The following is a 26,207-nucleotide window of genomic DNA, read 5'->3' on the forward strand; positions in this document are numbered from 1 at the left end:
ACCGGTAACCTCACACCCATGGCCTCACGTCAGCCCGCAGCCAAGAAGACGCCCGTGAAGAAGGCGGTCGCGCCGACGAAGGCTCCGGCGAAGAAGGCCGCCGCCCGACCTCCCGCGAAGAAAGCCGCGGCGAAGAAGGCGCCCGCGAAGAAGGCACCGGCCAAAAAGGTCGTCGCCAAGAAGCCCGCACCCAGACCGGCGCCCAGCCCCACAGGGGGCCTGTACCGGGTCGTGCGCGCCGTCTGGCTCGGCCTGGCGCACGGGGTCGGCGCGATGTTCCGCGGCATAGGGCGGGGCGCCAAGGGCCTCGACCCGGCACACCGCAAGGACGGCCTGGCGCTCCTGCTGCTCGGCGTCTCACTGATCGTCGCCGCGGGTACGTGGTCGAACCTGCGCGGCCCGGTCGGCGACCTCGTCGAGGTCCTGGTGACCGGCGCCTTCGGCCGCCTCGACCTGCTCGTGCCGCTGCTGCTCGGTGCCATCGCCGTACGGCTCATCCGGCACCCCGAGAAGCCCGAGGCGAACGGCCGCATCGTGATCGGCCTGTCCGCCCTCGTCATCGGCGTCCTCGGGCAGGTCCACGTGGCCTGCGGCTCGCCGGCCCGCAGCGACGGCATGCAGGCGATAAGGGACGCCGGCGGCCTCATCGGCTGGGGCGCCTCCACCCCCCTGATCTTCACCATGGGCGAGATCCTCGCGGTGCCGCTCCTGGTGCTTCTCACCGTCTTCGGGCTGCTCGTCGTCACCGCGACGCCCGTCAACGCCATCCCGCAGCGGCTGCGGCTGCTCGGTGTGCGGCTCGGGGTGATCCAGGCGGAGCCAGAGGTCTACGAATTCACGGACGACGACGAGCGGTACGACGAACAGTGGCGCGAGGCGCTGCCCGCACGCCCCGCGCGCAGGCGTTCCACCGCCCCTGAGGCGTACGACCCCGACCACGCCGAGGAAGAGGCGCTCACCCGGCGCCGCAGGCCGCGCAGGACCCCCGTACAGCCGGACATGGACCGGCCCATGGACGCCGTGGACGTGGCGGCGGCCGCGGCCGCGTCCCTGGACGGCGCGGTGATGCACGGGATGCCGCCCTCGCCGCTGGTCGCCGATCTGACGCAGGGCGTCTCGGGGGAGCGCGAGGAGCGCGAACAGAGCCGCCGGCACGAACAGGGTCAGGAGCAGGAGCGCAAGGCACCCGTACCGACCGCGCGCGCCACGGACGCGCCGGTGCCCGGCAAGCTCAAGAAGAAGCCGCAGACGGCTGCCGACAGCGTGGACAGCCCCGTACCCGACCTCACCAAGTCCACGCCCGAGACCCAGCGCGAGCTGCCGCCGCGCGCCGAGCAGCTCCAGCTCTCCGGCGACATCACGTACGCGCTGCCCTCGCTCGACCTCCTGGAGCGCGGCGGCCCCGGCAAGACCCGCAGCGCGGCCAACGACGCCGTCGTGAACTCGCTGACGAACGTCTTCACCGAGTTCAAGGTCGACGCGGCCGTCACCGGCTTCACACGCGGACCGACGGTCACGCGCTACGAGATCGAGCTCGGCCCCGCCGTGAAGGTGGAGAAGATCACGGCGCTGGCCAAGAACATCGCGTACGCGGTCGCGTCCCCGGACGTCCGGATCATCTCGCCCATCCCCGGCAAGTCCGCCGTCGGCATCGAGATCCCGAACACCGACCGCGAGATGGTCAACGTGGGAGACGTGCTGCGCCTGGCCGACGCGGCCGAGGACGATCACCCGATGCTCGTCGCGCTCGGCAAGGACGTCGAGGGCGGTTACGTGATGGCCAACATGGCGAAGATGCCGCACATCCTGGTGGCCGGTGCCACCGGATCCGGCAAGTCGTCCTGCATCAACTGCCTGATCACGTCGATCATGATAAGAGCGACGCCCGAGGACGTGCGGATGGTCCTCGTGGACCCCAAGCGCGTCGAGCTCACCGCGTACGAGGGCATTCCGCACCTGATCACGCCCATCATCACCAACCCCAAGCGGGCGGCCGAGGCGCTCCAGTGGGTCGTCCGCGAGATGGACCTGCGCTATGACGACCTGGCGGCGTTCGGCTACCGGCACATCGACGACTTCAACCAGGCCGTGCGCGAGGGCAAGCTCAAGACGCCGGAGGGCAGCGAGCGGGAGCTGCAGCCCTATCCGTACCTGCTCGTGATCGTCGACGAGCTCGCCGACCTGATGATGGTCGCGCCGCGCGACGTCGAGGACTCCATCGTGCGCATCACGCAGCTCGCGCGCGCCGCCGGCATCCACCTGGTGCTCGCCACCCAGCGGCCGTCCGTGGACGTCGTCACGGGCCTGATCAAGGCGAACGTGCCCTCACGGCTCGCGTTCGCGACCTCCTCGCTCGCCGACAGCCGCGTCATCCTCGACCAGCCGGGGGCGGAGAAGCTCATCGGCAAGGGCGACGGCCTGTTCCTGCCGATGGGGGCGAACAAGCCCACCCGTATGCAGGGCGCCTTCGTCACCGAGGACGAGATCCACGCCGTGGTGCGGCACTGCAAGGACCAGATGGCGCCGGTCTTCCGCGACGACGTCACCGTCGGCACCAAGCAGAAGAAGGAGATCGACGAGGACATCGGCGACGACCTCGACCTGCTGTGCCAGGCCGCTGAACTGGTCGTTTCCACCCAGTTCGGGTCCACGTCGATGCTGCAGCGCAAGCTGCGCGTCGGCTTCGCCAAGGCCGGCAGGCTCATGGACCTCATGGAGTCGCGCTCCATCGTGGGGCCCAGCGAGGGCTCGAAGGCACGTGACGTTCTTGTGAAACCTGACGAGCTGGACGGCGTGCTCGCGGTCATCCGCGGGGAGGCTCAGCCAGAAGGATGAGCGAGGCTCACCCGTAAGGGAACGGCAGGCAACCGTTTCTCTTCGGCATACGTCAAGTTGAGGAGAGAAGAGCACGATGTCCCACCATCAGGATGTCCGGCCATTCTGATGGCGTACAAAGTCCGTCCGCCCGGTTGCCCCACCGTTTCGCGACCCCCCTAAAATGAACCTCCGGCAGGTGGCTACACGCTCGAAAGGCGCCCCCGTGTCCATCGGCAACTCCCCTGAAGAAGACCGACCTTCGGACGACCGCCTCGACCGCACCGAACGTGTCACGGACGCGAGTCCGGCAGACGACCGCCCGGCCGAGCAGCGGCCCTCGATCGGCCACGTCCTGCAGCAGGCCCGCATCGACGCCGGCCTGACCGTCGACGAAGTGAGCACCTCCACGCGCGTGCGCGTCCCGATCGTGTACGCGATCGAACAGGACGATTTCTCGCGCTGCGGCGGCGACGTGTACGCCCGCGGCCACATCAGGACGCTGGCCCGCGCCGTCGGCCTCGACCCGGCCCCGCTGGTCGCCCAGTACGACGAGGGCCACGGCGGCCACCCGCCCGCGCCCACCCCGGCGGCGCCCCTCTTCGAGGCCGAGCGCATCCGCTCCGAGCCGCGCCGCCCGAACTGGACCGCGGCCATGGTCGCCGCGATCGTCGCCGTGATCGGCTTCGTCGGCTTCACCGCGTTCAGCGGCGGCGACGACAGCGACGAAGGCTCCAAGTCCGTCGCCGAAGGCGCCACCGCGGCGCCCACCCAGACGAGCGAGAAGCCGAAGCCCTCCAAGCCCGCCGACCCCAAGCCCGACCCCTCCGACAGCGCCATCGCCGGAGTCCCGCGCGACAAGGTCACGGTCAAGGTCCAGGCCGCCGACGGCCGCAGCTGGATCTCCGCCAAGGACCACAACGGGCGCACGCTCTTCGACGGCGTCCTCGAGCAGGGCGAGGACAAAACGTTTCAGGACAAGCAGAAGGTCGACCTCGTCCTGGGGGACGCCGGAGCGATCGAGCTGTACGTGAACGGCAAGCAGGTCGAGAACGAATTCGAGCCCGGCCAGGTGGAGCGCCTCACGTACACGAAGGGCGACCCCGAGGTCGGCTGACCGCCTCCCGCACGCCGCTGACCTGCGGATCCGTGCGGGACGCGGTGACGGCGGGGTGACGCGCCGGGGACCGTGGGCCGACCGCCGGGTAACCCTGGCGGCGGGGGCCGAGGCGCGGACGAAGTAGTCTTGAGACCATGCCCGAACGCCGCACCGTCGCCCTTGTCACCCTTGGCTGCGCCCGTAACGAGGTGGACTCGGAGGAGCTCGCAGGCCGCTTGGAGGCGGACGGCTGGCAGCTCGTCGAGGACGCCGAGGACGCGGACGTCGCCGTCGTCAACACCTGTGGCTTCGTCGAAGCCGCCAAGAAAGACTCCGTCGACGCCCTCCTCGAAGCCAATGATCTGAAGGGTCACGGCAAGACCCAGGCCGTCGTCGCGGTCGGCTGCATGGCCGAGCGCTACGGCAAGGAGCTCGCCGAGGCGCTGCCCGAGGCCGACGGCGTGCTCGGATTCGACGACTACGCCGACATCTCCGGCCGCCTCCAGACGATCCTCAGCGGCGGCAGCGTCGAGGCCCACACCCCCCGCGACCGGCGCAAGCTGCTGCCGATCAGCCCTGCCGAGCGCCAGCTGGCCAAGGCGGACGTCGCGCTCCCCGGCCACGCTGACGCCGCGGCGCCCGCGGACCTCCCCGAAGGTGTCGCGCCCGCGTCCGGGCCGCGCGCCCCGCTGCGCCGCCGCCTCGGCACCAACCCCGTCGCCTCCGTGAAACTGGCCTCCGGCTGTGACCGGCGCTGCTCGTTCTGCGCCATCCCGTCCTTCCGCGGCTCGTTCATCTCGCGCCGCCCCTCCGACGTCCTGGGCGAGACCCGCTGGCTCGCCGAGCAGGGCGTCAAGGAGGTCATGCTCGTCTCCGAGAACAACACCTCGTACGGCAAGGACCTCGGTGACATCCGGCTCCTGGAGACGCTGCTCCCCGAGCTGGCCGCCGTCGACGGCATCGAGCGGGTGCGCGTCAGCTATCTGCAGCCCGCCGAGATGCGCCCCGGCCTCATCGACGTCCTCACGTCGACGGAGAAGATCGCGCCCTACTTCGACCTGTCCTTCCAGCACTCCGCGCCCGGTGTCCTGCGTGCCATGCGGCGCTTCGGCGACACCGACCGCTTCCTGGAGCTCCTGGACACCATCCGCTCCAAGGCGCCGCAGGCCGGCGTCCGGTCCAACTTCATCGTCGGCTTCCCCGGCGAGACCGAGGCGGACGTCGCTGAGCTCGAGCGCTTCCTCACGGGCGCGCGCCTGGACGCCATCGGCGTCTTCGGCTACTCCGACGAGGAGGGCACCGAAGCGGCCACGTACGACGCGAAGCTCGACCAGGACGTCGTCGACGCGCGGCTCGCCCACATCTCCCGGCTCGCCGAGGAGCTCACCTCGCAGCGCGCCGACGAGCGGGTCGGCGAGACCGTCGAGGTCCTCGTCGAATCCCTCGACGAGGAGGAGGGCCCCCTCGGCCGGGCCGCGCACCAGGCCCCCGAGACGGACGGTCAGATCCGCTTGACGGGCACCGCCGGCGGGGATGCCTTGCAGGTCGGCCGTATGGTCGTGGCAAAGGTCGTCGGCACGGAGGGCGTGGACTTGGTGGCCGAGTGTCTCGAGGAGGCCCGCAGATGACAGGAGTCCCGGCACCCGCGGGCAGCTCCGGCGCTCAGGGCGCGTCGAGCGCCAAGCCGGTGCGCGGCGGGAAGCTGGGCGCCGCGGCGGTGAATCAGGCCAGCCTGTGGAACGTCGCGAACCTGCTGACCATGGTGCGGCTGCTGCTCGTGCCCGGCTTCGTGATGCTGTTGCTCGGCAACGGAGGGTACGACCCGGCGTGGCGTTCGTTCGCCTGGGCCGCCTTCGCCATCGCCATGATCACCGACCTCTTCGACGGTCACCTGGCGCGCACATACAACCTGGTCACGGACTTCGGGAAGATCGCCGACCCCATCGCCGACAAGGCGATCATGGGGGCGGCGCTGATCTGTCTGTCCTGGCTCGGTGATCTGCCCTGGTGGGTGACCGGGGTGATCCTCGGGCGCGAGCTCGGGATCACGCTGCTGCGATTCTGGGTGATCCGCTACGGCGTCATTCCGGCCAGTCGCGGCGGAAAGATGAAGACGCTGGCGCAGGGCACGGCGGTCGGGATGTACGTTCTTGCCCTGACCGGGCCGCTCGCGACCCTGCGGTTCTGGGTGATGGCCGTCGCCGTCGTGCTGACCGTGGTGACGGGGCTCGACTATGTGAAGCAGGCCATCGTGCTGCGCAGGCAGGGCATGGCCGAGGCGCGTGCGGCGGCTGCGGAGTCCGCCCGGGAGGCAGCGAAGTGACGTCCCGCGGGCTCTCGGCCGAGGGTGTGCCGGCTGCCGGTCCGTCGACCGCCGGTCCGTCGACCGCCGGTCTGCCGGCTGTCGGCCTGGTGCGGTTGCTGGCCGCGCGCGGTGAGACGCTCGCCGTGGCCGAGTCGCTGACCGGAGGCCTGGTGGCCGCCGAGATCACGGCGGTGCCGGGCGCCTCGAAGGTCTTCCGCGGATCGGTCACCGCGTACGCCACGGAGCTGAAGCGGGACGTGCTCGGGGTCGACGGCACTCTGCTGGACGAGCGCGGGGCCGTGGATCCCGAGGTCGCGCGGCAGATGGCGGACGGTGTGCGCCGGGTTCTCGGTGCGGACTGGGGTCTCGCCACGACCGGGGTCGCCGGGCCCGAGCCGCAGGACGGGCAGCCGGTCGGGACCGTCTACGTGGCGGTCGCGGGGCCGGACGGCGTGGTTGACGGGCCCGATTTCGAAAGCATGCGCGGTTACGCCGATGGCGGAGCGCGTGGGAAAGTGGCCGCCCTGCGGTTGAACGGTGACCGTTCGGAAATCCGTATGGAGAGCGTACGCAGCGTGCTCACGTTGCTTCTCGAGCGGCTGTCCGGAGAACGTTCCGGGAATGGGCGGGCACAGGATACGGAACAGAACGGGGGGAATTGATGTTTGCAGCCCTGAGTGAACACGACATCGCTCCCCGCACGGCCGCCGCGCAAGGCGGTACGGTGGGGCGTGAAGGATGCGGCTACGCGGTCCGAGGAGGGAGCCACCGATGATTCTGCTCCGTCGCCTGCTGGGTGACGTGCTGCGTCGGCAGCGCCAGCGCCAGGGCCGTACTCTGCGCGAAGTCTCCTCGTCCGCCCGAGTCTCGCTCGGCTATCTCTCCGAGGTGGAGCGGGGGCAGAAGGAGGCTTCCTCCGAGCTGCTTTCCGCGATCTGCGACGCGCTTGACGTACGGATGTCCGAGCTCATGCGTGAAGTGAGCGACGAACTGTCGCTCGCCGAGCTGGCTGAGTCTGCAGCAGTCCCCGAACCGGTGCGCGCGCCGGTTCGCTCGATGCTCAATTCCGTCTCCGTGGCCGGTGTGCCACCGGAACGGGTCACGATCAAGGCACCCGCGGAGGCGGTCGACGTCGTCGCGGCGTGATGCGACGCTGCTCCTGAGCGGCTCTGTGAAGTGTGTGGAAGCCCCGACCGGGTACCCGGTCGGGGCTTCCGTTTGTTGAGGTAAGCCCGCCTGAGCCCTGTACCGCATGGTCTGGGGTCAGCCATTCGCGAATCGACCTATTTGGTTATTTTGTGACATGGTTGGTGGGGATTTACCTCATTCGCTCGTGTGTTGGAGGAGACAGATGTACGTCGTGAAGAGCCCGCTGTCCGACGCGGATCTCAAGGCGGTCTCGGAGGCCCTGCAGGGTGCGCTCGTGGACCTGGTCGACCTGTCACTGGTCGCCAAGCAGATCCACTGGAATGTGGTCGGCCCGCGCTTCCGTTCCGTGCACCTGCAGCTCGACGAGGTCGTGGACACCGCAAGGCAGCACTCGGACACCGTCGCGGAGCGTGCATCCACGCTCGGTGTCTCGCCCGACGGGCGCGCGGCGACCGTGTCCCAGAGCAGTGGCATCGGGAAGGTTCCCGAGGGCTGGGTCAAGGACGTCGACGCGGTCGGGACGCTCGTGGACGCGCTCGGCGCGGTCATCACGCGCATGCGTGAGCGCGTTGAGGCGACGGGCGAGGCCGACCCGGTCAGCCAGGACATCTTCATCGGCATCACGGCCGACCTGGAGAAGCACCACTGGATGTTCCAGGCGGAGAACAGCTGACCCACGCGCGTGAGGGCGCTTCCCATGGGAGGACGTGACTGTTCGTGCGCCGTGAAGCGTGCAGGCGCCTTGCGGTATGCGGGCGCATTGGGGCGTGCGGGCGTCGTGGGGCGTGCGGCGGGGCGGATGCTTCCCGTCGCGCTCCAGGCGCCGCCGATACGCCCTCCCATGGGGTGAACCCCGGCGTTTAGCGTCGATCTCGCGTTGGGCGGGAGGTGGCATCTGTGGCAGCCGTGAACGGGACAGCCGTGACATGGCGGACCGTACGGTGGGTGCCCTTCCTGGCGCTCGGCGCTCTGTGGTGGTGGGGCGTGCTGCGGCTCGCCTTCTCGCCCGACGCGGGAGTTCTGGAGGGCGCGGTCGCCGCCGGTGGCTGGGGACTGAGTGTGCTGCCCGTGCACTGCGTGCCCAGGGCCCGCGCGCTGGATGAGGCGAGAGCGGCCAGGGGAGCGGACCCCGCGCAGTACGCGCGGCGCCCCGACGGGGAACTGCGGTGGCCCGGGGAACGTACGGCTCTCGCGTGGTGGGGACGGGCCGTCGTGTCGGCCGGGCGGGTGCGGGCGCGCGCTCTGAGGGTGCGGGCTACCAGGGCATGGCGACGCCGCCGTTCGGGCGGAGGATCTGGCCCGTCGTGAAGGACGCGGCGTCCGACGCCAGGTGCAGCACGGCGTGCGCGATGTCGTCCGGTTCGCCCACACGGCCGAGCGGCGACATGCGCACCATGGTGCGTTCGGTGTGTGTCTGCTGATGCGCCTGCGCCTGTTGTTCGGTGCCGGGGCGCGTTGTCGTCGTCATGGGAGTACGGATCCATCCCGGTGCGACGACGTTCACACGGATGCCGTGCGGGCCGAGCTCCGTGGCCAAAGTTTTTGAGAGCTGGACGACGGCCGCCTTTGACGCTCCGTAGCAGAGGAGTCCGGGGGCGCCCGTGTCGACGGCGCCCGACGCCATCGTGATGATGCTGCCGCCGGAACCTGCGTCGACCATCGTGCGGGCCGCGGCCTGGCAGGCGTACAGGACGCCCTTGAAGTTGATGGCCATGACACGGTCGAGGTCTTCGTCGCGGGTTTCCAGGACCGGGCTGCTGTGCATGACGCCTGCTATGGCGGCGAGGATGTCGAGGCGGGGTGTGGCTGCCGCGGTCACCGCCCGGTCGACCTGTGCCCTGTCGGACACGTCCAAGGGGTGTGCGGTGGCGGTGCCGCCCGCTTCGGTGATGAGTGCGGCGGTCTCCTGAAGCCCTTGCTCGTCGCGGTCGGCGCAGTGCACGGCGGCGCCCGCTTCCGCGAGGAGTCGTGCCGTCGCGCGGCCGATGCCGCTGGCGGCGCCGGTGATGAATGCGGTGCGTCCGGTGAGGTCGTACGCCTTGACGGGCATGACGGGACGGTACGGCGGTTTCTGACGGGTCGTCAACTAGTGCGGTGGCGCGCGATGCTGGCGGGGGTTCTGTGCGTGGTGCGTGGTGCGCGATGTCGGGGTGCGGGTCAGGGGGTCGGGCCCTGCTGGCAGGTGGGGCACCAGTACGTGGGGCGGTCGCGGGAGCCGTCTCCTTGCTGGGCGCGGCGGATCGGGGTGCGGCAGCGCCAGCAGGGGCGGGACGCGCGGCCGTAGACGAAGAGGCGCTGGCCCGGACGGTCGCGGCCCGTGGTGGTGCGGTTGGGCTGGTCCCGGTTCGCCTCCAGGAGCTTCTTGGAGAGGTCCGGCACGCGGGCGGCCGTCTCTTCGGAGAGCTCGCCGACGGGGAGCCACGGGGTGACGCCGAGGATGAAGCAGATGTCGCTCTTGAACACGTTGCCGATGCCCGCGAGGTTGCGCTGGTCCAGGAGAGCCTCGCCGAGGGCGCGGTCGGGCACCGCCAGGATGTTGCGCAGGGCCCGCTCCGGGTCCCAGTCGGGGCCCAGCAGGTCAGGGCCCAGGTGGCCCACAACCTTGTCCTCGTCGGCGGTGCGGAGCAGCTCCAGGACGGGCAGGCGGTAGCCGACGGCGGTGCGTTCGGCGGTGCCGAGGATCGCCCGGATCTGGTACGAGGGGCCGCCGCGCCAGCGCTCTCCGGGGGCGTACAGCTGCCAGGAGCCGTCCATCCGGAGGTGCGAGTGGAGGGTGAGGCCGCCCTCGATACGGGTCAGGAGGTGCTTTCCACGCGGGGTGACGTCCAGGATGGCGCGCCCTGTGAGGTCGACCGTCGCGAGCTTGGGGACGCGGAGGTCGGAGCGCGTGATCGTGTGCCCCGCAAGGGCGGCGTGCAGGCGTCGGCACGCCTGGTGGATCGTGTCACCTTCGGGCATGGGTCCAGGGTGGCATGACGGGGGTGAGGGGGGCGATGTGGACGGGGGCGGCGGGCGCTGGGGTGAGGCTGTAGGGGCTGCTCACGCGCGTAGCCGCAGTCCGCGCGGTGTGGCGTGGAAACCGGCTCCCTCCAGGAGGGGGGCAAAGGGGGACGTGAGCGCGGCGGCGCCGTTGACCCGCTCCACCGTGACCGTGCCGAGGGAGCCCGCGCGGGCGGCTCCGGCCAGCGCCTCGGAGGCGGCGTGCAGGCGGGGGTCGTCGGCGATCGGGGCGTCCGGGGCGGCGGGCCAGGCGAGGAGTGTCTTGCCGCCGCGCTCCATGTAGAGCGTCAGGTCACCGTCGACCAGGATGACCAGTGAACCGGCCTTGCGGCCCGGCTTGTGGCTCGCGCCGTTCGGCGGCTCGGGCCAGGGCAGCGCGGCGCCGTACGCGTTGGCGGGGTCGGCGGCGGCGAGGACCACCGCGGCCTGTGCGTCCGAGGGCCGCGAACCGTCCGTGCGGTCGCGGGAGTTCGCGGTGGCACGGAGCCGGTCCACGGCCCCGTCCATGGCGAACTGGGCGGCGCCGAGCCCCTCGACCACGTAGCCGCGACGCGCCTGACCGCTGTCCTCGAAGGCCGACAGGACGCGGTACACCGCCGAGAAGCCGCCCTCGACCCCCTCGGCCGCGACCGCGCCGCGCGTGACGACACCGTGCCGGTCCAGGAGGGCACGGGCCAGGGCGTGGGCGCGCAGGGTCGGGTCGGGCTCCCGGGGAGGGAGCAGGGACCAGCGGCCCGCGACGGTGGGCGGGCCGGTGCGCGATGCGGTGCGGGCGGCGGCGGTGAGGCTTCCGTAGCGCCCCCGCGGGACGCCGCGCTTGGCGCGGTGGGCCGTGGAGCCCGCGGTGCGCCCGGAGCCCAGGAGCGAGCGCATCGGGCCGAGTGTGTCGTTCGTGAGCAGGCCAGACCAGGACAGCTCCCAGATGGAGTCGGCCAGTTGGGGATCCAGCACGTCCGGGTGGGTGGTGGCGCGCACTTGGTCGGCGATCTGGCGGAAGAACAGTCCGTACCCTCCGGAGAGGGTGTCCAGGATCGACTGGTGCAGTGCGGTGAGCTCCAGAGGGTGCGGGGGCGGCAGGAGCAAGGGCGCGGTGTCGGCCAGATACAGGGAGACCCAGCCGTCCTTTCCCGGCAGGGAACCGGCGCCCGCCCAGATGACCTCGCCGGCCGCGGTCAGTTCGTCGAGCATGGCCGGGTTGTAGCCCGTCACGCGCGAGGGCAGGACAAGCTTCTCCAGGGCGGAGGCGGGAACGGTGGCGCCCTGCAGCTGCTCGATGGCGCGCACCAGGCCGTCGATACCGCGCAGGCTGTGCTTGCTCAGGTTCTGCCACTGGGGCAGGAACTGAGCCAGAGCGGCGGGCGGCACCGGTTCCAGTTCGTGCCGCAGGGCGGCGAGGGAGCGGCGGCGCAGCCGGCGCAGTACGGCCGCGTCGCACCACTCCTGGCCGATGCCCGCCGGGTGGAACTCTCCCTGCACGACACGGCCGTTGGCCGCGAGGCGCTGCAGCGCGCCCTCGGTGACCGCGGCGCCGAGTCCGAAGCGGGCCGCGGCCGCGGCGGACGTGAACGGGCCGTGCGTGCGGGCGAAGCGGGCGAGGAGGTCGCCCAGGGGGTCCTTGACGGGCTCCGTGAAGGCCTCGGGTACGCCCACGGGCAGGGCGGTGCCCAGGGCGTCCCGCAGCCGTCCCGCGTCCTCGATGGCCGCCCAGTGCTCGGCGCCCGCGATGCGGACCCGGATGACACGGCGTGCGGCCGCCAGCTCCTCCGCCCACTCAGGCGCGGCGCCGCGCTCGGTCAGCTCGGCCGCGGTGAGCGGGCCGAGGAGCCGCAGCAGGTCGGCGACGCCTTCGGCGTCCTTGACACGGCGGTCCTCGGTGCGCCACTGGAGCTCCTGCTCCAGTTCCGTCAGGACATCGGCGTCGAGCAGCTCGCGCAGTTCCGCCTGACCGAGGAGTTCGGCGAGCAGCCGCGAGTCCAGGGAGAGGGCCGCGGCCCGCCGCTCGGCGAGGGGGGAGTCGCCCTCGTACAGGAACTGCGCCACGTACCCGAACAGGAGGGAGCGGGCGAAGGGGGAGGGCTCCGGGGTGGTGATCTCGACGAGCCGGACGCGGCGCGACTCGATGTCGCCCATCAGCTCGGTCAGGCCCGGTACGTCGAAGACGTCCTGGAGGCACTCCCTGACCGCTTCCAGGACGATGGGGAAGGACCCGAACTCGCTGGCCACTTCGAGGAGCTGAGCGGCGCGCTGGCGCTGCTGCCACAGCGGGGTGCGCTTGCCGGGGCTGCGGCGCGGCAGCAGCAGCGCGCGGGCGGCGCACTCGCGGAAGCGCGAGGCGAACAGCGCGGAGCCGCCCACCTGGTCGGTGACGATCTGGTTGACCTCGCCCTTGTCGAAGGTGACGTCACCGGCGCCCACGGGGGGCGTGTCCGCGTCGTACTCCACCGGGGGCGCGGCAGGCTCCTGGTCGAGCAGGTCGAAGCCCATGAGGTCGGCGTCCGGGAGGCGGAGCACGATGCCGTCGTCGGCGTGCATGACCTGGGCGTCCATGCCGTACCGCTCCGTGAGGCGGGCGCCGAGGGCGAGGGCCCACGGAGCGTGCACCTGGGCTCCGAAGGGGGAGTGCACGACGACCCGCCAGTCGCCCAGCTCGTCGCGGAACCGCTCCACCACGATGGTGCGGTCGTCGGGGATGTGCCCGCAGGCCTCGCGCTGTTCACCGAGGTACGACAGGACGTTGTCGGCGGCCCACGTGTCGAGCCCGGTGGCGAGGAGGCGTGCGCGCGCGTCCTCCTGCGAGAGCGCGCCGACCTCCCGGAGGAACGCGCCCAGGGCGCGGCCCAGTTCGAGCGGGCGGCCCAGCTGGTCGCCCTTCCAGAAGGGGAGTCGTCCAGGGACGCCGGGTGCGGGGGAGACGAGGACGCGGTCGCGCGTGATGTCCTCGATGCGCCAGGAGCTCGTGCCGAGGGTGAAGACGTCACCCACCCGCGACTCGTACACCATCTCCTCGTCGAGCTCTCCGACGCGGCCGCCGCCCTTCTTGGGGTCGGCGCCCGCGAGGAACACCCCGAAGAGACCGCGGTCGGGGATCGTGCCTCCGGAGGTGACCGCGAGCCGCTGCGCCCCCGGCCGTCCGGTGACCGTGCCCGCGACGCGGTCCCAGACCACGCGCGGCCGCAGCTCGGCGAAGGCGTCGGAGGGATACCGGCCGGCGAGCATGTCGAGCACGGCGGTGAACGCGGACTCGGGGAGCGACGCGAAGGAGGCCGCGCGGCGGACCACCGCCAGCAGGTCGTCGACCTGCCAGGTGTCGAGTGCGACCATCGCGACCAGCTGCTGGGCCAGCACGTCCAGAGGGTTGGCCGGGATGCGCAGGGACTCGATGGAGCCGGTCCGCATCCGCTCCGTGACGACCGCGGCCTGGACCAGGTCCCCCCGGTACTTCGGGAAGACGACTCCCGTCGAGACGGCGCCCACCTGGTGGCCCGCGCGGCCCACGCGCTGGAGCCCGGACGCGACCGACGGCGGCGACTCGACCTGCACGACCAGGTCGACCGCGCCCATGTCGATGCCCAGCTCCAGACTGGACGTGGCGACGACGGCCGGCAGCCTGCCCGCCTTCAGGTCCTCCTCGACCTGCGCACGCTGCTCCTTGGACACCGATCCGTGGTGGGCGCGCGCCAGGACCGGCGGGGCACCCTTGGCGGCGCCCGACTCCGCCATCAGCTCCGCTGGGGAATGGTCCTCGGGGAGGGCCTCGCCGGTCGCCCTCTCGTACGCGATCTCGTTGAGGCGGTTGCACAGGCGCTCGGCGAGCCGACGCGAGTTGGCGAACACGATCGTGGAGCGGTGCGCCTGCACGAGGTCGGTGATGCGCTCCTCGACGTGCGGCCAGATCGACGGGCGCTCCGCCTCGGCACCCGGCCCTTCCCCGGAGTCGCTGACCGGGGAGCCGCCCAGCTCCGCGAGGTCCTCGACCGGAACGACCACCGACAGGTCGAACTCTTTGCCGGAGTCCGGCTGGACGATCTCCACCTTGCGCTTCGGGGACAGATACCGCGCCACCTCGTCCACCGGCCGCACCGTCGCCGACAGACCGATGCGCCGCGCGGGCTTGGGCAGCAGTTCGTCGAGCCGCTCCATGGAGAGGGCGAGATGGGCGCCGCGCTTGGTGCCCGCGACCGCGTGGACCTCGTCGAGGATCACCGTCTCGATGCCGGTCAGCGCGTCCCGCGCCGCCGACGTGAGCATCAGGAAGAGCGACTCGGGCGTGGTGATCAGGATGTCCGGCGGACGCGTCGACAGCGCACGGCGCTCGGCGGCCGGAGTGTCACCCGAACGGATCCCGACCCGCACCTCCGGCTCGGGCATGCCGAGACGCACCGCCTCCTGACGGATGCCGGTCAGCGGGCTGCGCAGATTGCGCTCCACGTCGACGGCGAGCGCCTTCAGGGGCGAGATGTACAGCACCCGGCAGCGCTTCTTCGCGTCGGCCGGCGGCGGCGTCGACGCCAGCTGGTCGAGAGCGGCGAGGAACGCGGCCAGCGTCTTTCCGGAGCCCGTGGGCGCGACGACGAGCACGTCCGAGCCCTCGCGGATGGCCTGCCACGCCCCGGCCTGGGCGGACGTGGGCGCGGAGAAGGCACCCGTGAACCAGCCGCGGGTCGCGGGGGAGAAGCCGTCAAGAGCGCTGGAGGCGCCGGGAGCACTGGACGCGGAGCTGACCATGACCCCATCGTGCACCCCGCCACTGACATCGGCGCCGACCTGCGGAGATGAGGTCGCGCGTCCGTCGCAGCATGGAAGGCATGGCGGGTTCGGCGGAACAGGCGCGGCGCTGGCGGTACGCGGCGCTGCCCGACGTCGCCCTGCTGCGCGCCCGCTACGTCCGCCGGATCGTCGCGCGCCACACCCACGACCACTTCGTGATCGCGGCGATCGCCGAGGGCGTCGAGATCTTCCGCCACAGCGGTGCCGACCGGCACGCGGGGCCTGGCTGCCTCGCCCTGGTCAACCCCGACACCCCGCACACGGGCCGGGCCGGTGACCCCGGGGGCCGGCGGTACGGAGCGGTCTACTCGGCACCGGACGTGGTCGCCGCCGTCGTCGCCGATACGCTGCTCCGGGTGGCGGTGACGCGGCTGCTCCGGCGCAACGGCGGGCATCTGCCGCAGCGCACGGTACGCACGGCGGGCGCCAGGACCGCGGCACGCGCGCGTACAGTCCTCGAGGAGAATCTCGCCGATCCGCCGATCCGCCGATCCGCCGAGCTTGAAGCGGCTCGCCACCGCGCTCGGCAAGAGCTCCTTCGCTCTGCTGCGCGCCTTCCGGGACATGTACGGGATGCCGCCGCACGCCTGGCTCACCGACGCGCGCGTGCGTCGGGCCCGCCATCTGCTCGACGCGGGCACGTCGCCCGCCGAGGCGGCCCTCGCAGTGGGCTTCACCGACCAGCCGCACCTCAACCGGCACTTCACCCGCATCGGGGGGGGGTGCCGCCGGGGGTGTACCGGCGTGGGCGCAAGAACGTACACGACCCGGCTGCGGACGGGCTCGTACCGTCCGACGCGTGGCGGAACAGAGACCCCTAGCGGGCATGGATCAAACGGAGAACCCCGATGCCGCTGTCGTCCGGGACGCGCTCGGCGTCGGCGTCGCCGTCGGACTCTCCGGCTTCGCCTTCGGAGTGACCTCCGCGGGCAGTGGCCTCACCCTGCTCCAGACGTGTGCGCTCAGCCTGCTGGTGTTCACCGGAGCGTCCCAGTTCGCCCTGGTCGGCGCGCTCGCGGGCGGGGGGGGGAACCCGTTCACGGCCGCCGCGGGCGTCCTCTTCCTGGGAGTGCGCAACGCGCTCTACGGGCTCCGCCTCTCCCAACTGCTCGCCCTCCCGCGCGCGGTGCGGCCGTTCGCCGCGCATTGGGTCATCGACGAGACCGCTGCCGTCTCGCTCGCCCAGCCCACGTGGCGCGGTGCGCGGATCGGCTTCACGGTCACCGGGTCTCAGCCTGTACGTCCTGTGGAACCTCACCACGCTGCTCGGAGCGCTGGGCGCGGAGGCGATCGGCGACACCGACGCGCGGGGGCTCGACGCGGCGGGTCCCGCGGTCTTCCTGGCGTTGCTCGCCCCGATGCCGCGTACCACGACGGAACGCGCCGTCGCCGCGATCGCCGTCCTCCCGGGGCTCGGTCTGCTGCCGGTGCTGCACTGGAACGCCCGCTCGTCCGACGGATGGCCGCGCTCCTCCCGTGGCTCTCCTCGCGGCGCTCACGGCCCAACAGGCCTTCGGCGACATGCGGGTGCTCATCCTGGACGCGAAGGCGGGAGGGCTCGCGGCAGCGGCCGTGGCGCTGCTGCTGCGCGCGCCGTTCCTCGTCGTCATCGCCGCGGCCGTCACCGTCACGGCGGGGCTGCGCGCGTTGGCGGGGTGACGGGCGAGCCCGGCACCCTTGACGCTCGACGCCCCCTCAGCCGATGTCCCGTCCGTACGCCCGGAGCGTGCGCAGCGCCTGGATGGTGACGATGGGCCGCGCCTCCATGGCCGTACCGGGAGCCCACTGCCGCCAACGCACCGGCCAGCCGCCGTCCGCCTCCTGGTCCCGCGCCAGGAAGTCGAGGGAGCGCCTCATCTCCTCGTCGGTGAACCACGAGCGCGCGAGCGACTCCGGGACCTTCGCGAAGTCGTGCGGGAAGTGGTGTTCCCCCGGTGCGTAACCGGGCTGCACCGGAAACGCGTCGAGGTCCGCCGGGTCCAGCGCCGCGAGCCGCTGCTCGCGCACGAGGCGTCCCAGACGGTCGGCGGCGGCACGCGCGCGTGGGCGGTCGGGCACACCGTCCAGGAAGGCGACGGCCGCCTGGATCTCGTAGGGATGCGACTCCTCCAGCGACTCGACGGCCGTCCAGCAGAAGTCCGTGGCCCGGAAGAGCCAGGCGTGCCACACCTCGTTGCGGTGCAGTAGACCCACCACCGGGCCGGTGGCGAGCAACTCGCTGGGCGGATCGTCCACGATCGGCATGAACGGTGCCGCGGGGTAGCCGCGCTGGCTGGGATGGATCGCGGGAAGGGCGCCCTCGGGCGTCGACACCGACGTCAGATACCGGCACACGCGCTCCACCCGCTGCCCGCCGCAGCGGCGGATCGAGTCCAGGACGCCCAGCGCGTGCCCGGTGTGCAACGGTTGGCTCACCGGGCCGCGCAGATCGGGCTCCAGCGCGTAGCCGTATCCGCCGTCCGTGGTGGCGTACGAGGTCAGGGCGGTCTCCACCGCGTCAGCGGCCGCGTCGCAGCCCGCGCCGTCGAGGAAGTGGTACGCGAACCGTCGCTGCTCCAGGACGCGCGCGGTGAGCCAGACGAAGCGCTCGGCGCGGGCGAGCGGGGAGAGCGCCGCGTCGGGTGAGGGCACTGCGGGAGATGCTCCGGTTTCGGCCATGCACCGACCGTAGGGCGGAAAGCGTTCTCGACGAGCCCCTGCGCCCGGCCGCACCCTCAGGGGCGTGATACTGGAGTCATGCGGTTGACGGTCTTCTGGCAGCGGATGGCGGCCCACTTCGGTGCGGGGTACGCCGACTCCTTCGCGCGCGATCACGTGATGGCCGAGTTGGGCGGTCGTACGGTCCATGAGGCACTGGAAGCGGGCTGGGAGGCCAAGGACGTCTGGCGTGCGGTGTGCACGGCGATGGACGTGCCCGCCGAAAAGCGCTGATTAGGGGCAGTTCGGTGGCGTCGGAGGGGCTCCACGCGCGCGTGGTCCGTTTCGAGCCCGTCCCAAGATGTGAGGGTGGCGTCCGATCGTCACCGACGTGGGCGAGACTTGGCCCGTGGCACCGACAGACGAGACCGCGCAGGTCACCCAGGACACCGCTCCGCCCGGCACGACGCCGCCCGCACAGCCCCCCGCGGGGGCAGAGGCAGGGCATGGTGCCCGCATGCCGCGGTGGCTGCCGCGCGCCATGGTTCTCGCCCTCGCGCTCGTCGCCTGCTTCCAGCTGGGCAGCTGGGCGTTCCATCAGCTGACCGGGCTGTTGATCAACGTATTGATCGCGTTCTTCCTGGCGCTCGCGGTCGAGCCCGCGGTGAGCTGGATGGCCGCGCGCGGGATGCGCAGGGGCTTCGCCACGTTCCTGGTCTTCCTGAGCGTCGTGATCGCCAGCGCCGGCTTCGTCGCGTTGATGGGGTCGATGCTCGCGGGCCAGATCGTGGACATGGTCGAGGACTTCCCCGACTATCTGGACAAGGTCATCAGCTGGATCAACCAGACCTTCCACACGGACCTCTCCCGCGTCGAGGTCCAGGACAGCCTGGTCCACTCGGACTGGCTGCAGAAGTACGTGCAGAACAGCGCCAGTGGCGTCCTGGACGTGTCCGCGCAGGTCCTGGGCGGTCTCTTCCAGCTCCTGACCATCCTGCTGTTCTCGTTCTACTTCGCGGCCGACGGGCCGAGGCTGCGCCGCGCGCTGTGCTCGGTGCTGCCGCCCGCCAAGCAGGCCGAGGTGCTGCGGGCCTGGGAGATCGCGGTCGACAAGACCGGCGGCTACCTCTACTCGCGCGGCCTGATGGCGCTGATCTCCGGGATCGCGCACTACATCCTGCTCCAGGTGCTCGAAGTGCCCTACGCGCCCGTGCTCGCCGTGTGGGTGGGCCTCGTGTCCCAGTTCATCCCCACCATCGGCACGTACCTCGCGGGTGCCCTGCCGATGCTGATCGCCTTCACGGTCGACCCCTGGTACTCGCTCTGGGTGCTGATCTTCGTGGTCGTCTACCAGCAGTTCGAGAACTACGTGCTGCAGCCCAAGCTCACCGCCAAGAGTGTGGACATCCACCCCGCTGTCGCGTTCGGCTCGGTCATCGCGGGCACCGCCCTCCTCGGCGCGGTCGGGGCGCTCATCGCCATCCCGGCCGTCGCGACGCTGCAGGCGTTCCTCGGGGCGTACGTGAAGAGGTACGACGTCACGGACGACCCCCGGGTGCACGGGCATCGGCGGCAGGTCGGAGCACCCCTCCTCGCCCGGATGCGGCGAGCGCTGCGGGGGCCGAACAGGCCGGAGGCCCCGGCGGAGCCCGGCGGCCCCTCGCCGAAGCCGGGCAAGCGCGGGTAGGAGAGGGCGAGCGCCGGGGGCGGTCTCCGGGAGGAGCGGGCGTCGGGGACCGCCGGGGAGAAGCGGGCGCCAGGAGGCGTGGGCGGACGGCGCCGACCCCGGCGTGCCACGCTTGACACTAAATTCGAACATCCATTCTCATGGATTGACCGGCGGCGATTCTGCGGGGCGGGCCTCGAGTTATCCACAGGCTGGACGGGCGTCGGGGCGGATTGTCAGTGGCAGGCGTTAGCGTCTTTGACGTGAAGCGATCGACTCAAGCAAATCGGGTGGAACCCATGGCAGGAACCGACCGCGAGAAGGCGCTCGACGCCGCGCTCGCACAGATTGAACGGCAATTCGGCAAGGGCGCAGTGATGCGCATGGGCGAGCGGCCGAACGAGCCCATCGAGGTCATCCCCACCGGGTCGACCGCGCTCGACGTCGCGCTCGGCGTCGGCGGCATCCCCCGCGGCCGTGTGGTGGAGGTGTACGGCCCGGAGTCCTCCGGTAAGACGACCCTCACCCTGCACGCCGTGGCCAACGCCCAGCGGGCGGGCGGCGCGGTGGCCTTCGTGGACGCGGAGCACGCCCTCGACCCCGAGTACGCGAAGAAGCTCGGCGTCGACATCGACAACCTCATCCTGTCCCAGCCGGACAACGGCGAGCAGGCCCTCGAGATCGTCGACATGCTGGTCCGCTCCGGCGCCCTCGACCTGATCGTCATCGACTCCGTGGCCGCCCTGGTGCCGCGCGCGGAGATCGAGGGCGAAATGGGTGACTCGCACGTGGGTCTGCAGGCTCGTCTGATGAGCCAGGCCCTGCGAAAGATCACCAGCGCGCTCAACCAGTCCAAGACCACCGCGATCTTCATCAACCAGCTGCGCGAGAAGATCGGCGTGATGTTCGGCTCCCCGGAGACCACGACCGGTGGCCGTGCGCTGAAGTTCTACGCGTCGGTGCGCATGGACATCCGCCGCATCGAGACCCTGAAGGACGGCACGGACGCGGTGGGCAACCGCACCCGCGTCAAGGTCGTCAAGAACAAGGTCGCGCCGCCCTTCAAGCAGGCCGAGTTCGACATCCTCTACGGCCAGGGCATCAGCCGCGAGGGCGGCCTGATCGACATGGGCGTCGAGCACGGCTTCGTCCGCAAGGCGGGAGCCTGGTACACGTACGAGGGCGACCAGCTCGGCCAGGGCAAGGAGAACGCCCGCAACTTCCTGAAGGACAACCCCGACCTCGCCAACGAGATCGAGAAGAAGATCAAGGAGAAGCTGGGCGTCGGTGTGAAGCCCGAGGCTCCGACCGAGGAGCCGAGCGCGGACGCGGCGGGTGCTGCCCCGGCTGCCGACGACGCCAAGACGGTGCCCGCTCCGGCGGCCAAGGCCACCAAGTCCAAGGCCGCGGCGGCCAAGAGCTAGTCCGTGACGCGACGAACCGACTGGGCGGACGACACCGCCCCCGAAAGCCGCACCGGTGCTGCCGGGCGGGGCCACGGGGGCGGTGTGGATCAGGACGGCGTGGCGGGCCGGTACGCCGACCGGGGTGATGGTGACGGCTTCCAGGACGGCGGAAGCCTCCGGGACGGCGGAAGCTTCCGGGACGCCGACGGCTTCCAGGGCAGTGGGGGCCACCAGGGCGGCGAAGGCTTCCGGGGCGGTGGCGCCCGGAGTCGTGGACGCCGCCGCCGTGGCCGCTTCGGGGACTCCGACGGCCGGGACTCCGGCAGCTCCGGCGGCCATCAGGACAGCGGTTCCCCTTCCTCGTCGAGGGCCGAGAAGGGGGAACCGCCCACGGATCCGGCCGAGCGGGCGCGGGCGATCTGCCTGCGCCTCCTCACCGGCACCCCCCGCACGCGCAAGCAGCTCGCCGACGCACTGCGCAAGCGGGAGATCCCCGACGACGTGGCGGAAGAGGTCCTCTCCCGCTTCGAAGAGGTCGGCCTCATCAACGACAGCGCCTTCGCGGACGCCTGGGTCGAGTCCCGGCACCACGGCCGGGGCCTGGCCCGCCGTGCGCTCGCGCGGGAGCTGCGCACCAAAGGTGTGGAGTCCACGCTGATCGACGAGGCCGTGGGGCAGCTCGACGCGGAGCAGGAGGAGGCGACCGCGCGCGAGCTCGTCGCCCGCAAGCTCCGCTCCACGCGGGGCCTCGACCGCGACAAGCGCCTGCGTCGCCTCGCGGGCATGCTCGCCCGCAAGGGATACGCGGAGGGTATGGCGCTCCGCGTGGTCCGGCAGGCGCTGGAGGAAGAGGGCGAAGAGACCGACGACCTGGGGTACGAGGCGTTCTGAGCGGGCCGCCCCCACGGGGGTGGGGCGGCAGTCGGAACGATCCCCGCACTCCGGCTCGCGCTCCGCAGGGTGGGGGCAACCCCCCTGCGGAGACGCCGGGTTGCCGCAATGCACAGGGTCGTGTGCACAGGCGACTGTGTACGCATGGCAGAGGAACCCGGCAGGACCGGCGCGAAACGGCCCGCGACCGGCGCGAAACGGCCGCCCCGGACCCGGGGCCCGCACGATCCGAGCGCGTCCGTGGGCCCGCGAGAGCTGAGTGCGGGCGAGGGCGCGTATGAACCGAGCGCGGTCGAGGGCCCGCAAGAACTGAGTGATCTGCGCGTACTGAAGGCGCTCGCGCAACCGCGGCGGCAGCAGATGCTGCAGCACCTCACCGTGCAGGGCCCGGCCACCTCCGCGACGCTCGCCAGGGCCCTCGGGCTCAACACCGGCGCGACCAGCTACCACCTGCGCGAACTCGCCCGATACGGCTTCGTCGAGGAGACACGCGGCTCCGGGCACGGACGTGAGCGCTGGTGGCGCGCCGTCCCGGGCGACCGGCGCTTCCCGCCGCGCAGCCGGCAGAGCCCGGAGACGCGGCTCGTCATGGACGAGCTCAGCCGCCTCTCGTACGCGGCCGACCTGGAGCTCTTCGCGCAACTGCAACGGGAGCCCGGCTCCGACGAGTGGGCGGACGCACTGCCTCACTCACGAGGCACGATCCGGCTGACCCTCCCCGAACTCCATGAGTTCTTCGAGGAGTACATCGCGCTCCTCAACCGCTACAAGCGGTCCGACGCCGCCACCCCGGACGGCGCCCGCCCCGTTCTCACCCGCTTCCTGGCCTTCCCCGCGCCTACAGCTGCCTCCGAGCCCCCGGTCTCCTCCGCGCCCCTGGCCCCCTCCGCGCCCCCAGCCTCCTCCGACAACCGAAAAGAGTCCGAGCCCTCATGATGCTGCGCTACGCACTGCAGACCGTCAGGGACCGCAAGGGTGGCTTCGTCGGCGCCTTCCTCGCGCTGATGTGCGCCGCGGCCCTCGTCACGGCCTGCGGCACCCTCCTGGAAACCGGCCTGCGCGGCACGATCAAGACCGAGCGCTACGCCGCGGCCCCCGTGATCGTCTCTGCCGACCAGAACGTGCACCAGACCACGGTCAAGCACAAAAAGGGCAAGACCAAGGTCAAGCACAAGGCGAAACCGATCGCCGAACGCGCGTGGCTCCGGGCCGACGACATCGAGAGCAGGATCAAGAGCGCCCCGGGCGTCGCCACCGTCGTACCGGAACTCACCTTCCTCGCCCAGCCGGTGATCCCTAAAGCCGGAAAGGGAGCGGGACCCGACGGCGGGGCCGACGCACCCACGTACGGGCACGCGTGGAAGTCCGCGACCCTCACCCCCTTCCACCTCGTCGACGGAAAGGCGCCGCGGTCCTCGCACGATCTCGTCATCGACCGCGGTCTCGCCGACCGCACCGGGCTGCGGCCCGGCGACCGCCTCACCGTCCAGTCGACGCAGAGCCCGCGCGACTACCGCATCACCGGAGTGGCCGCGCCCCAGCACGGCGCCCTGACCCATCAGACCTCGCTCTTCTTCTCCTCCGAAAAGGCCGAACGGCTCGCGGCGCATCCCGGGAAGGTCACCGCCTTCGGCGTCGTACCGGCGAAGGGCACCTCCGTCGCTGATCTCAAGACGGCGGTCGAGCAGGCCGTCGAAGGGACGACGGCGCAGATCAGCACGGGGGACGATCGCGGGCCCGTGGAGTTTCTGGACGCTGCGGGAGCGCGCGTCAAGCTCGTCAGCATGGGCGGGGCCATGGGTGGCACCTCGCTTCTCGTCGCCGTCCTCGTGGTGGTCGGCACCTTCGCTCTCTCGATCCAGCAACGCCACCGCGAACTCGCCCTGCTGCGTGCCGTCGCCGCGACCCCGAAGCAGATCCGTAGGCTTCTCGGGCGCGAGGCACTGGTCGTCGGCGCGGTGGCGGGTGCGGTCGGTGCGCTCGCCGGGCTCCCGCTCGGAGGGTGGCTGCACGAGCGGTTCGTGGCGACGGGGGCCGTGCCCGCCACCCTTGAGCGCACCGTCAGCGTCTTCCCGCCGCTCGTCGCCGTCGGTGCCACCCTGCTGGGAGCCTGGGCCGCCGCGCGTATCGCGGGGCGCAGAATCGTCCGTATCCGCCCGGCGCAGGCCCTCGCCGAAGCGCAGGTCGAGCCGGGGCGGGCCGCGTGGAGCCGCATCGTCGCCGGCCTGGTGCTGCTCGTCGGCGGTGTCGTCCTGGTCGCCGTGCTGAGCGTGCTGCACACCGAGGCGGCGTCGACCCCCGTGACGTTCCTGACGGTCGTGGTGTTCGCCTGCGCCATCGCCCTCCTGGGCCCGTTCGTCGTCCGAGCAGCGGCCGCACTGCTCCGGGGCCCGCTCCGGCTGACCGGCCCCGGCGGCAAGCTCGCCCACGCCAACCTGCGCGGCAACGCGGCCCGCATGGCCGCCGTCGTCACGCCGCTCGCCCTCCTCACCGGCATGGCCTGCACCGTCCTCTTCGTCCAGCCCACCCTCGACGACGCCGCCCGCGCCCAGGCACGCGAAGGCATCCGCGCGGACTGGGTACTGGCCGCGCAGGGACCCGGTGTTCCGGCGCAGGCCGCCCGGAAGCTGCGTACGACCGACGGGGTGGAGGCGGCCACCGAGGTCGTCCGCACGACGGTCCGCGTGGGGCTCGACAAGTACTCCGCGCAGGGCGTCACCCCCGAGGACCTCGCCCGGACCTGGGACCCTGACGTCACCGCCGGAACGATCGAGGGCTTCGGCGAGAGAAGCGTCGCCGTCAGTGAACTGGCCGCCGACCGGCTCGGGCTGAAGCCGGGCAGCACGCTCAAGTTCACCTTGGGAGACGGCACGAGGACAGAGCTCACCGTGCGCGCCGTCTACGCACGCGGGCTCGGCTTCGGGGATCTGACCATGGCGCACGATCTGGTCGCCCGCCACGTGGACAACCCGCTCGCCACCACGGTCCTCGTCAGGAGTGACCGTACACAGCAACAACTCGCGGCGGCCCTCGACAAGTTCCCGGGTGTCCATGTGCTCACCCCGTCAGCGGCGGACGACCTCCAGGCGGAGAGCCGCAGGACCAACGCCGAGGTGAATCTGCTGGCGATGGGCCTCGTCCTCGCCTTCACCGCCATCGCCGTCGTCAACACGCTGGCGATGTCCGTCTCCGAACGCATCCGTGAGTTCGCGATGCTGCGCCTGGCCGGTGCGACGCGTCGTCAGGTGCTGCGGATGCTCCGGACCGAGGCACTGGCGGTCCTGTTCATCGGTACCGGCCTCGGCAGCGGGGTGGCGCTCGCCGTCCTGACGGCATTCAGCGTCGGCATGACCGGAAGCGCCGCGCCGACGGTCGTCCCTCTGGTGTACGTTTCCGTGCTCACTGTCGCCGGCCTGCTCGCCCTCACCGCGACCGCCCTGCCCGGCCGCGCCGCCCTGAGGCCGCTCCCCGTAGCGGTGGCGACGGCCAAGGAGTAGGCGGCACGGCCGGTTCTCACGCCTCCTGGGTGGCGGTCACGACGGGCAGGCCCGCCGCCCGCCACGCCTGGAATCCCCCCGTGAGGTCGGTGGCGTGGCGGAGCCCCAACTGCCGCAAGGAGAGGGCCGCGAGGCTGGACGCGTACCCCTCGTTGCAGACCACGACGACGCGCAGGTCATGGCTCGTGGCCTGCGGGGCACGATGGCTGCCCTGGGGATCGAGCCGCCACTCCAGTTCGTTGCGTTCGACGACGAGTGCGCCGGGGATGAGCCCGTCCCGCTCCCGCAGTGCCGCATAGCGGATGTCGACCAGCAGACCACCGCCCTCGGCGGTTTCGTACGCCTCCTCCGGAGAGAGCCGGTCGAGATCGAGGCGTACGCGCTCCAGCAACGCGTCGATGCCCAAGGGCTGTTCGTCGCTCACTGCCAGTCCTCCGGACGCTCGACGGACTCAAGGCGAAGCACGTCGCCCGTTCGGCTGTAGCGGCGAATCCGTGGCAGTGGCGGGTAGTAGGCGTGCACGGAGACGGCGTGCTCGGTCGTCGACTCGTTCAGCACCTCGTGCACGTGGTTCCGGCCGAAGGCACGGCCCTCGCCGGACGTCAACTCCCGTTCGCGATCGACGTCCTCGGAGAGCTCCAGGGTCTTCCACCCGTCGGTGGGCAGGCGCGCGGCCAAGGAGTTCTCCTTGAGGGTGCCCGCCGCCGTGAGGAAGGCGCCGACCGACTCCGCGTGGTCGTGCCAGCCGGTGCCGGTGCCGGGCGGCCAGCCGATCAGCCAGGCCTCACTGCCGCCTGGCCCCTCCAGGCGTACCCAGGTACGGCCTTCGGGGTCGAGCGGCAAGGAGGCGATGAGTTCGGCGTCGGCCGCGGTGCGGCGGACGAAGGAGAGGAGTTCGGCGGCGGTGGGCGCCGAAGAGCGCGACGCCGAGGGCGCGGCGGAGGAAGGGGCAACAGACACGGATACCGTCCTGGAG

The 26,207-nt window shown here is 71.6% G+C and carries 21 protein-coding genes and 3 pseudogenes; 18 read left to right on the plus strand and 6 right to left on the minus strand.

The window, feature by feature from the left end; all coding sequences use genetic code 11:
* The first annotated feature begins 18 nt into the window (after nt 1-18).
* The 8 genes from DEJ47_RS28355 (at nt 19) to DEJ47_RS37110 (ending at nt 8,675) form a co-directional block, all read left to right on the plus strand.
* Nucleotides 19-2,835 carry a DNA translocase FtsK gene (locus tag DEJ47_RS28355; RefSeq protein ID WP_150172914.1) on the plus strand — a complete coding sequence of 939 codons (2,817 nt, stop codon included), beginning with the start codon at nt 19-21 and terminating at the stop codon, nt 2,833-2,835.
* A 205-nt stretch (nt 2,836-3,040) separates the two neighbouring features.
* Nucleotides 3,041-3,931, plus strand: coding sequence for a helix-turn-helix domain-containing protein (locus tag DEJ47_RS28360; protein WP_150172916.1), 891 nt, complete (start codon nt 3,041-3,043; stop codon nt 3,929-3,931).
* A gap of 137 nt (nt 3,932-4,068) precedes the next feature.
* Nucleotides 4,069-5,541, plus strand: coding sequence for a 30S ribosomal protein S12 methylthiotransferase RimO (gene rimO, locus DEJ47_RS28365; RefSeq protein ID WP_150172918.1), 1,473 nt, complete (start codon nt 4,069-4,071; stop codon nt 5,539-5,541).
* The gene (gene pgsA / locus DEJ47_RS28370) at nt 5,538-6,236 is read left to right on the plus strand and encodes a CDP-diacylglycerol--glycerol-3-phosphate 3-phosphatidyltransferase (protein WP_150172920.1); all 699 of its coding nucleotides are present in this window, start codon (nt 5,538-5,540) and stop codon (nt 6,234-6,236) included. The genes rimO and pgsA overlap by 4 nt, the downstream gene beginning before the upstream one ends.
* A gap of 71 nt (nt 6,237-6,307) precedes the next feature.
* Nucleotides 6,308-6,880: a CinA family protein gene (locus DEJ47_RS28375; protein ID WP_398337097.1), complete on the plus strand. Its 573-nt coding sequence runs from the start codon at nt 6,308-6,310 to the stop codon at nt 6,878-6,880.
* A 109-nt stretch (nt 6,881-6,989) separates the two neighbouring features.
* Nucleotides 6,990-7,364, plus strand: coding sequence for a helix-turn-helix domain-containing protein (locus DEJ47_RS28380; protein ID WP_055564110.1), 375 nt, complete (start codon nt 6,990-6,992; stop codon nt 7,362-7,364).
* A 205-nt stretch (nt 7,365-7,569) separates the two neighbouring features.
* Nucleotides 7,570-8,040, plus strand: a complete 471-nt coding sequence (locus DEJ47_RS28385; RefSeq protein ID WP_150172923.1) for a Dps family protein — start codon at nt 7,570-7,572, stop codon at nt 8,038-8,040.
* A 272-nt stretch (nt 8,041-8,312) separates the two neighbouring features.
* Complete coding sequence (locus DEJ47_RS37110; protein ID WP_398337099.1) at nt 8,313-8,675, plus strand: hypothetical protein; 363 nt, start codon at nt 8,313-8,315, stop codon at nt 8,673-8,675.
* Here DEJ47_RS37110 and DEJ47_RS28395 read toward each other — a convergent pair.
* From DEJ47_RS28395 to DEJ47_RS28405, 3 genes are all read right to left on the minus strand, one after another.
* The gene (locus tag DEJ47_RS28395; RefSeq protein ID WP_150172927.1) at nt 8,623-9,417 is read right to left on the minus strand and encodes an SDR family NAD(P)-dependent oxidoreductase; all 795 of its coding nucleotides are present in this window, start codon (nt 9,415-9,417) and stop codon (nt 8,623-8,625) included. The genes DEJ47_RS37110 and DEJ47_RS28395 overlap by 53 nt on opposite strands.
* Nucleotides 9,418-9,524: 107 nt before the next feature.
* Nucleotides 9,525-10,325: an Fpg/Nei family DNA glycosylase gene (locus DEJ47_RS28400; protein WP_150172929.1), complete on the minus strand. Its 801-nt coding sequence runs from the start codon at nt 10,323-10,325 to the stop codon at nt 9,525-9,527.
* Nucleotides 10,326-10,406: 81 nt separating this feature from the next.
* The gene (locus tag DEJ47_RS28405; RefSeq protein ID WP_150172931.1) at nt 10,407-15,092 is read right to left on the minus strand and encodes an ATP-dependent helicase; all 4,686 of its coding nucleotides are present in this window, start codon (nt 15,090-15,092) and stop codon (nt 10,407-10,409) included.
* Between the two features lie 80 nt (nt 15,093-15,172).
* On the opposite strand from DEJ47_RS28405, the pseudogene DEJ47_RS37685 reads away from it, so the two are divergent.
* The 4 genes and pseudogenes from DEJ47_RS37685 to DEJ47_RS36615 all read left to right on the plus strand — a co-directional run.
* Nucleotides 15,173-15,436 (plus strand): annotated as a pseudogene (locus DEJ47_RS37685) (AraC family ligand binding domain-containing protein); the annotation flags it as partial.
* Between the two features lie 262 nt (nt 15,437-15,698).
* Nucleotides 15,699-15,788 (plus strand): annotated as a pseudogene (locus DEJ47_RS37690) (AraC family transcriptional regulator); the annotation flags it as partial.
* Nucleotides 15,789-15,960: 172 nt separating this feature from the next.
* Nucleotides 15,961-16,567: pseudogene (locus DEJ47_RS28415) on the plus strand (AzlC family ABC transporter permease); the annotation flags it as partial.
* A gap of 43 nt (nt 16,568-16,610) precedes the next feature.
* Nucleotides 16,611-16,793, plus strand: coding sequence for a hypothetical protein (locus tag DEJ47_RS36615; protein ID WP_164441065.1), 183 nt, complete (start codon nt 16,611-16,613; stop codon nt 16,791-16,793).
* A 36-nt stretch (nt 16,794-16,829) separates the two neighbouring features.
* Here DEJ47_RS36615 and DEJ47_RS28420 read toward each other — a convergent pair whose 3' ends face one another.
* Entirely contained in the window at nt 16,830-17,792 is a 963-nt protein-coding gene (locus DEJ47_RS28420) for a hypothetical protein (protein ID WP_150172933.1), read from the minus strand.
* Nucleotides 17,793-17,870: 78 nt separating this feature from the next.
* Between DEJ47_RS28420 and DEJ47_RS28425 the strand changes: the two genes are divergently transcribed.
* From DEJ47_RS28425 to DEJ47_RS28450, 6 genes are all read left to right on the plus strand, one after another.
* Nucleotides 17,871-18,065 carry a DUF3046 domain-containing protein gene (locus DEJ47_RS28425; protein WP_055564104.1) on the plus strand — a complete coding sequence of 65 codons (195 nt, stop codon included), beginning with the start codon at nt 17,871-17,873 and terminating at the stop codon, nt 18,063-18,065.
* Between the two features lie 115 nt (nt 18,066-18,180).
* Nucleotides 18,181-19,458, plus strand: a complete 1,278-nt coding sequence (locus DEJ47_RS28430) for an AI-2E family transporter (protein ID WP_150172935.1) — start codon at nt 18,181-18,183, stop codon at nt 19,456-19,458.
* Between the two features lie 278 nt (nt 19,459-19,736).
* The gene (gene recA, locus DEJ47_RS28435; RefSeq protein ID WP_150172937.1) at nt 19,737-20,861 is read left to right on the plus strand and encodes a recombinase RecA; all 1,125 of its coding nucleotides are present in this window, start codon (nt 19,737-19,739) and stop codon (nt 20,859-20,861) included.
* Nucleotides 20,862-20,864: 3 nt separating this feature from the next.
* Nucleotides 20,865-21,734 carry a recombination regulator RecX gene (recX, locus tag DEJ47_RS28440; RefSeq protein WP_150172939.1) on the plus strand — a complete coding sequence of 290 codons (870 nt, stop codon included), beginning with the start codon at nt 20,865-20,867 and terminating at the stop codon, nt 21,732-21,734.
* A gap of 144 nt (nt 21,735-21,878) precedes the next feature.
* Nucleotides 21,879-22,670 (plus strand): helix-turn-helix domain-containing protein, encoded by a 792-nt coding sequence (locus tag DEJ47_RS28445; protein ID WP_150172941.1) that lies wholly within the window; start codon nt 21,879-21,881, stop codon nt 22,668-22,670.
* A complete protein-coding gene (locus DEJ47_RS28450) occupies nt 22,667-25,231 on the plus strand; it encodes an FtsX-like permease family protein (RefSeq protein WP_150172944.1) in 2,565 nt (854 codons plus the stop codon). The genes DEJ47_RS28445 and DEJ47_RS28450 overlap by 4 nt, the downstream gene beginning before the upstream one ends.
* A gap of 16 nt (nt 25,232-25,247) precedes the next feature.
* Here DEJ47_RS28450 and DEJ47_RS28455 read toward each other — a convergent pair whose 3' ends face one another.
* Together DEJ47_RS28455 and DEJ47_RS28460 are read right to left on the minus strand one after the other, a co-directional pair.
* The gene (locus tag DEJ47_RS28455) at nt 25,248-25,655 is read right to left on the minus strand and encodes a rhodanese-like domain-containing protein (RefSeq protein ID WP_317850845.1); all 408 of its coding nucleotides are present in this window, start codon (nt 25,653-25,655) and stop codon (nt 25,248-25,250) included.
* On the minus strand, nt 25,652-26,191 hold the full coding sequence (locus DEJ47_RS28460; protein WP_150172948.1) for a cysteine dioxygenase: 540 nt from the start codon (nt 26,189-26,191) through the stop codon (nt 25,652-25,654). Before DEJ47_RS28460 ends, DEJ47_RS28455 begins: the two co-directional genes overlap by 4 nt.
* Nucleotides 26,192-26,207 lie beyond the last annotated feature (16 nt).

Source organism: Streptomyces venezuelae (genome assembly GCF_008642355.1).
GTDB lineage: Bacteria > Actinomycetota > Actinomycetes > Streptomycetales > Streptomycetaceae > Streptomyces > Streptomyces venezuelae_B.

Bases quoted from the DNA above. Each gene is read 5' to 3' on its own strand.
- DEJ47_RS28355 (WP_150172914.1), top strand. From the start codon at position 19: ATGGCCTCACGTCAGCCCGCAGCCAAGAAGACGCCCGTGAAGAAGGCG.
- rimO (WP_150172918.1), top strand. From the start codon at position 4,069: ATGCCCGAACGCCGCACCGTCGCCCTTGTCACCCTTGGCTGCGCCCGT.
- pgsA (WP_150172920.1), top strand. From the start codon at position 5,538: ATGACAGGAGTCCCGGCACCCGCGGGCAGCTCCGGCGCTCAGGGCGCG.
- DEJ47_RS28380 (WP_055564110.1), top strand. From the start codon at position 6,990: ATGATTCTGCTCCGTCGCCTGCTGGGTGACGTGCTGCGTCGGCAGCGC.
- DEJ47_RS28385 (WP_150172923.1), top strand. From the start codon at position 7,570: ATGTACGTCGTGAAGAGCCCGCTGTCCGACGCGGATCTCAAGGCGGTC.
- DEJ47_RS28395 (WP_150172927.1), bottom strand. From the start codon at position 9,417: ATGCCCGTCAAGGCGTACGACCTCACCGGACGCACCGCATTCATCACC.
- DEJ47_RS28400 (WP_150172929.1), bottom strand. From the start codon at position 10,325: ATGCCCGAAGGTGACACGATCCACCAGGCGTGCCGACGCCTGCACGCC.
- DEJ47_RS28405 (WP_150172931.1), bottom strand. From the start codon at position 15,092: ATGGTCAGCTCCGCGTCCAGTGCTCCCGGCGCCTCCAGCGCTCTTGAC.
- DEJ47_RS28420 (WP_150172933.1), bottom strand. From the start codon at position 17,792: ATGGCCGAAACCGGAGCATCTCCCGCAGTGCCCTCACCCGACGCGGCG.
- DEJ47_RS28425 (WP_055564104.1), top strand. From the start codon at position 17,871: ATGCGGTTGACGGTCTTCTGGCAGCGGATGGCGGCCCACTTCGGTGCG.
- recA (WP_150172937.1), top strand. From the start codon at position 19,737: ATGGCAGGAACCGACCGCGAGAAGGCGCTCGACGCCGCGCTCGCACAG.
- DEJ47_RS28445 (WP_150172941.1), top strand. From the start codon at position 21,879: ATGGCAGAGGAACCCGGCAGGACCGGCGCGAAACGGCCCGCGACCGGC.
- DEJ47_RS28450 (WP_150172944.1), top strand. From the start codon at position 22,667: ATGATGCTGCGCTACGCACTGCAGACCGTCAGGGACCGCAAGGGTGGC.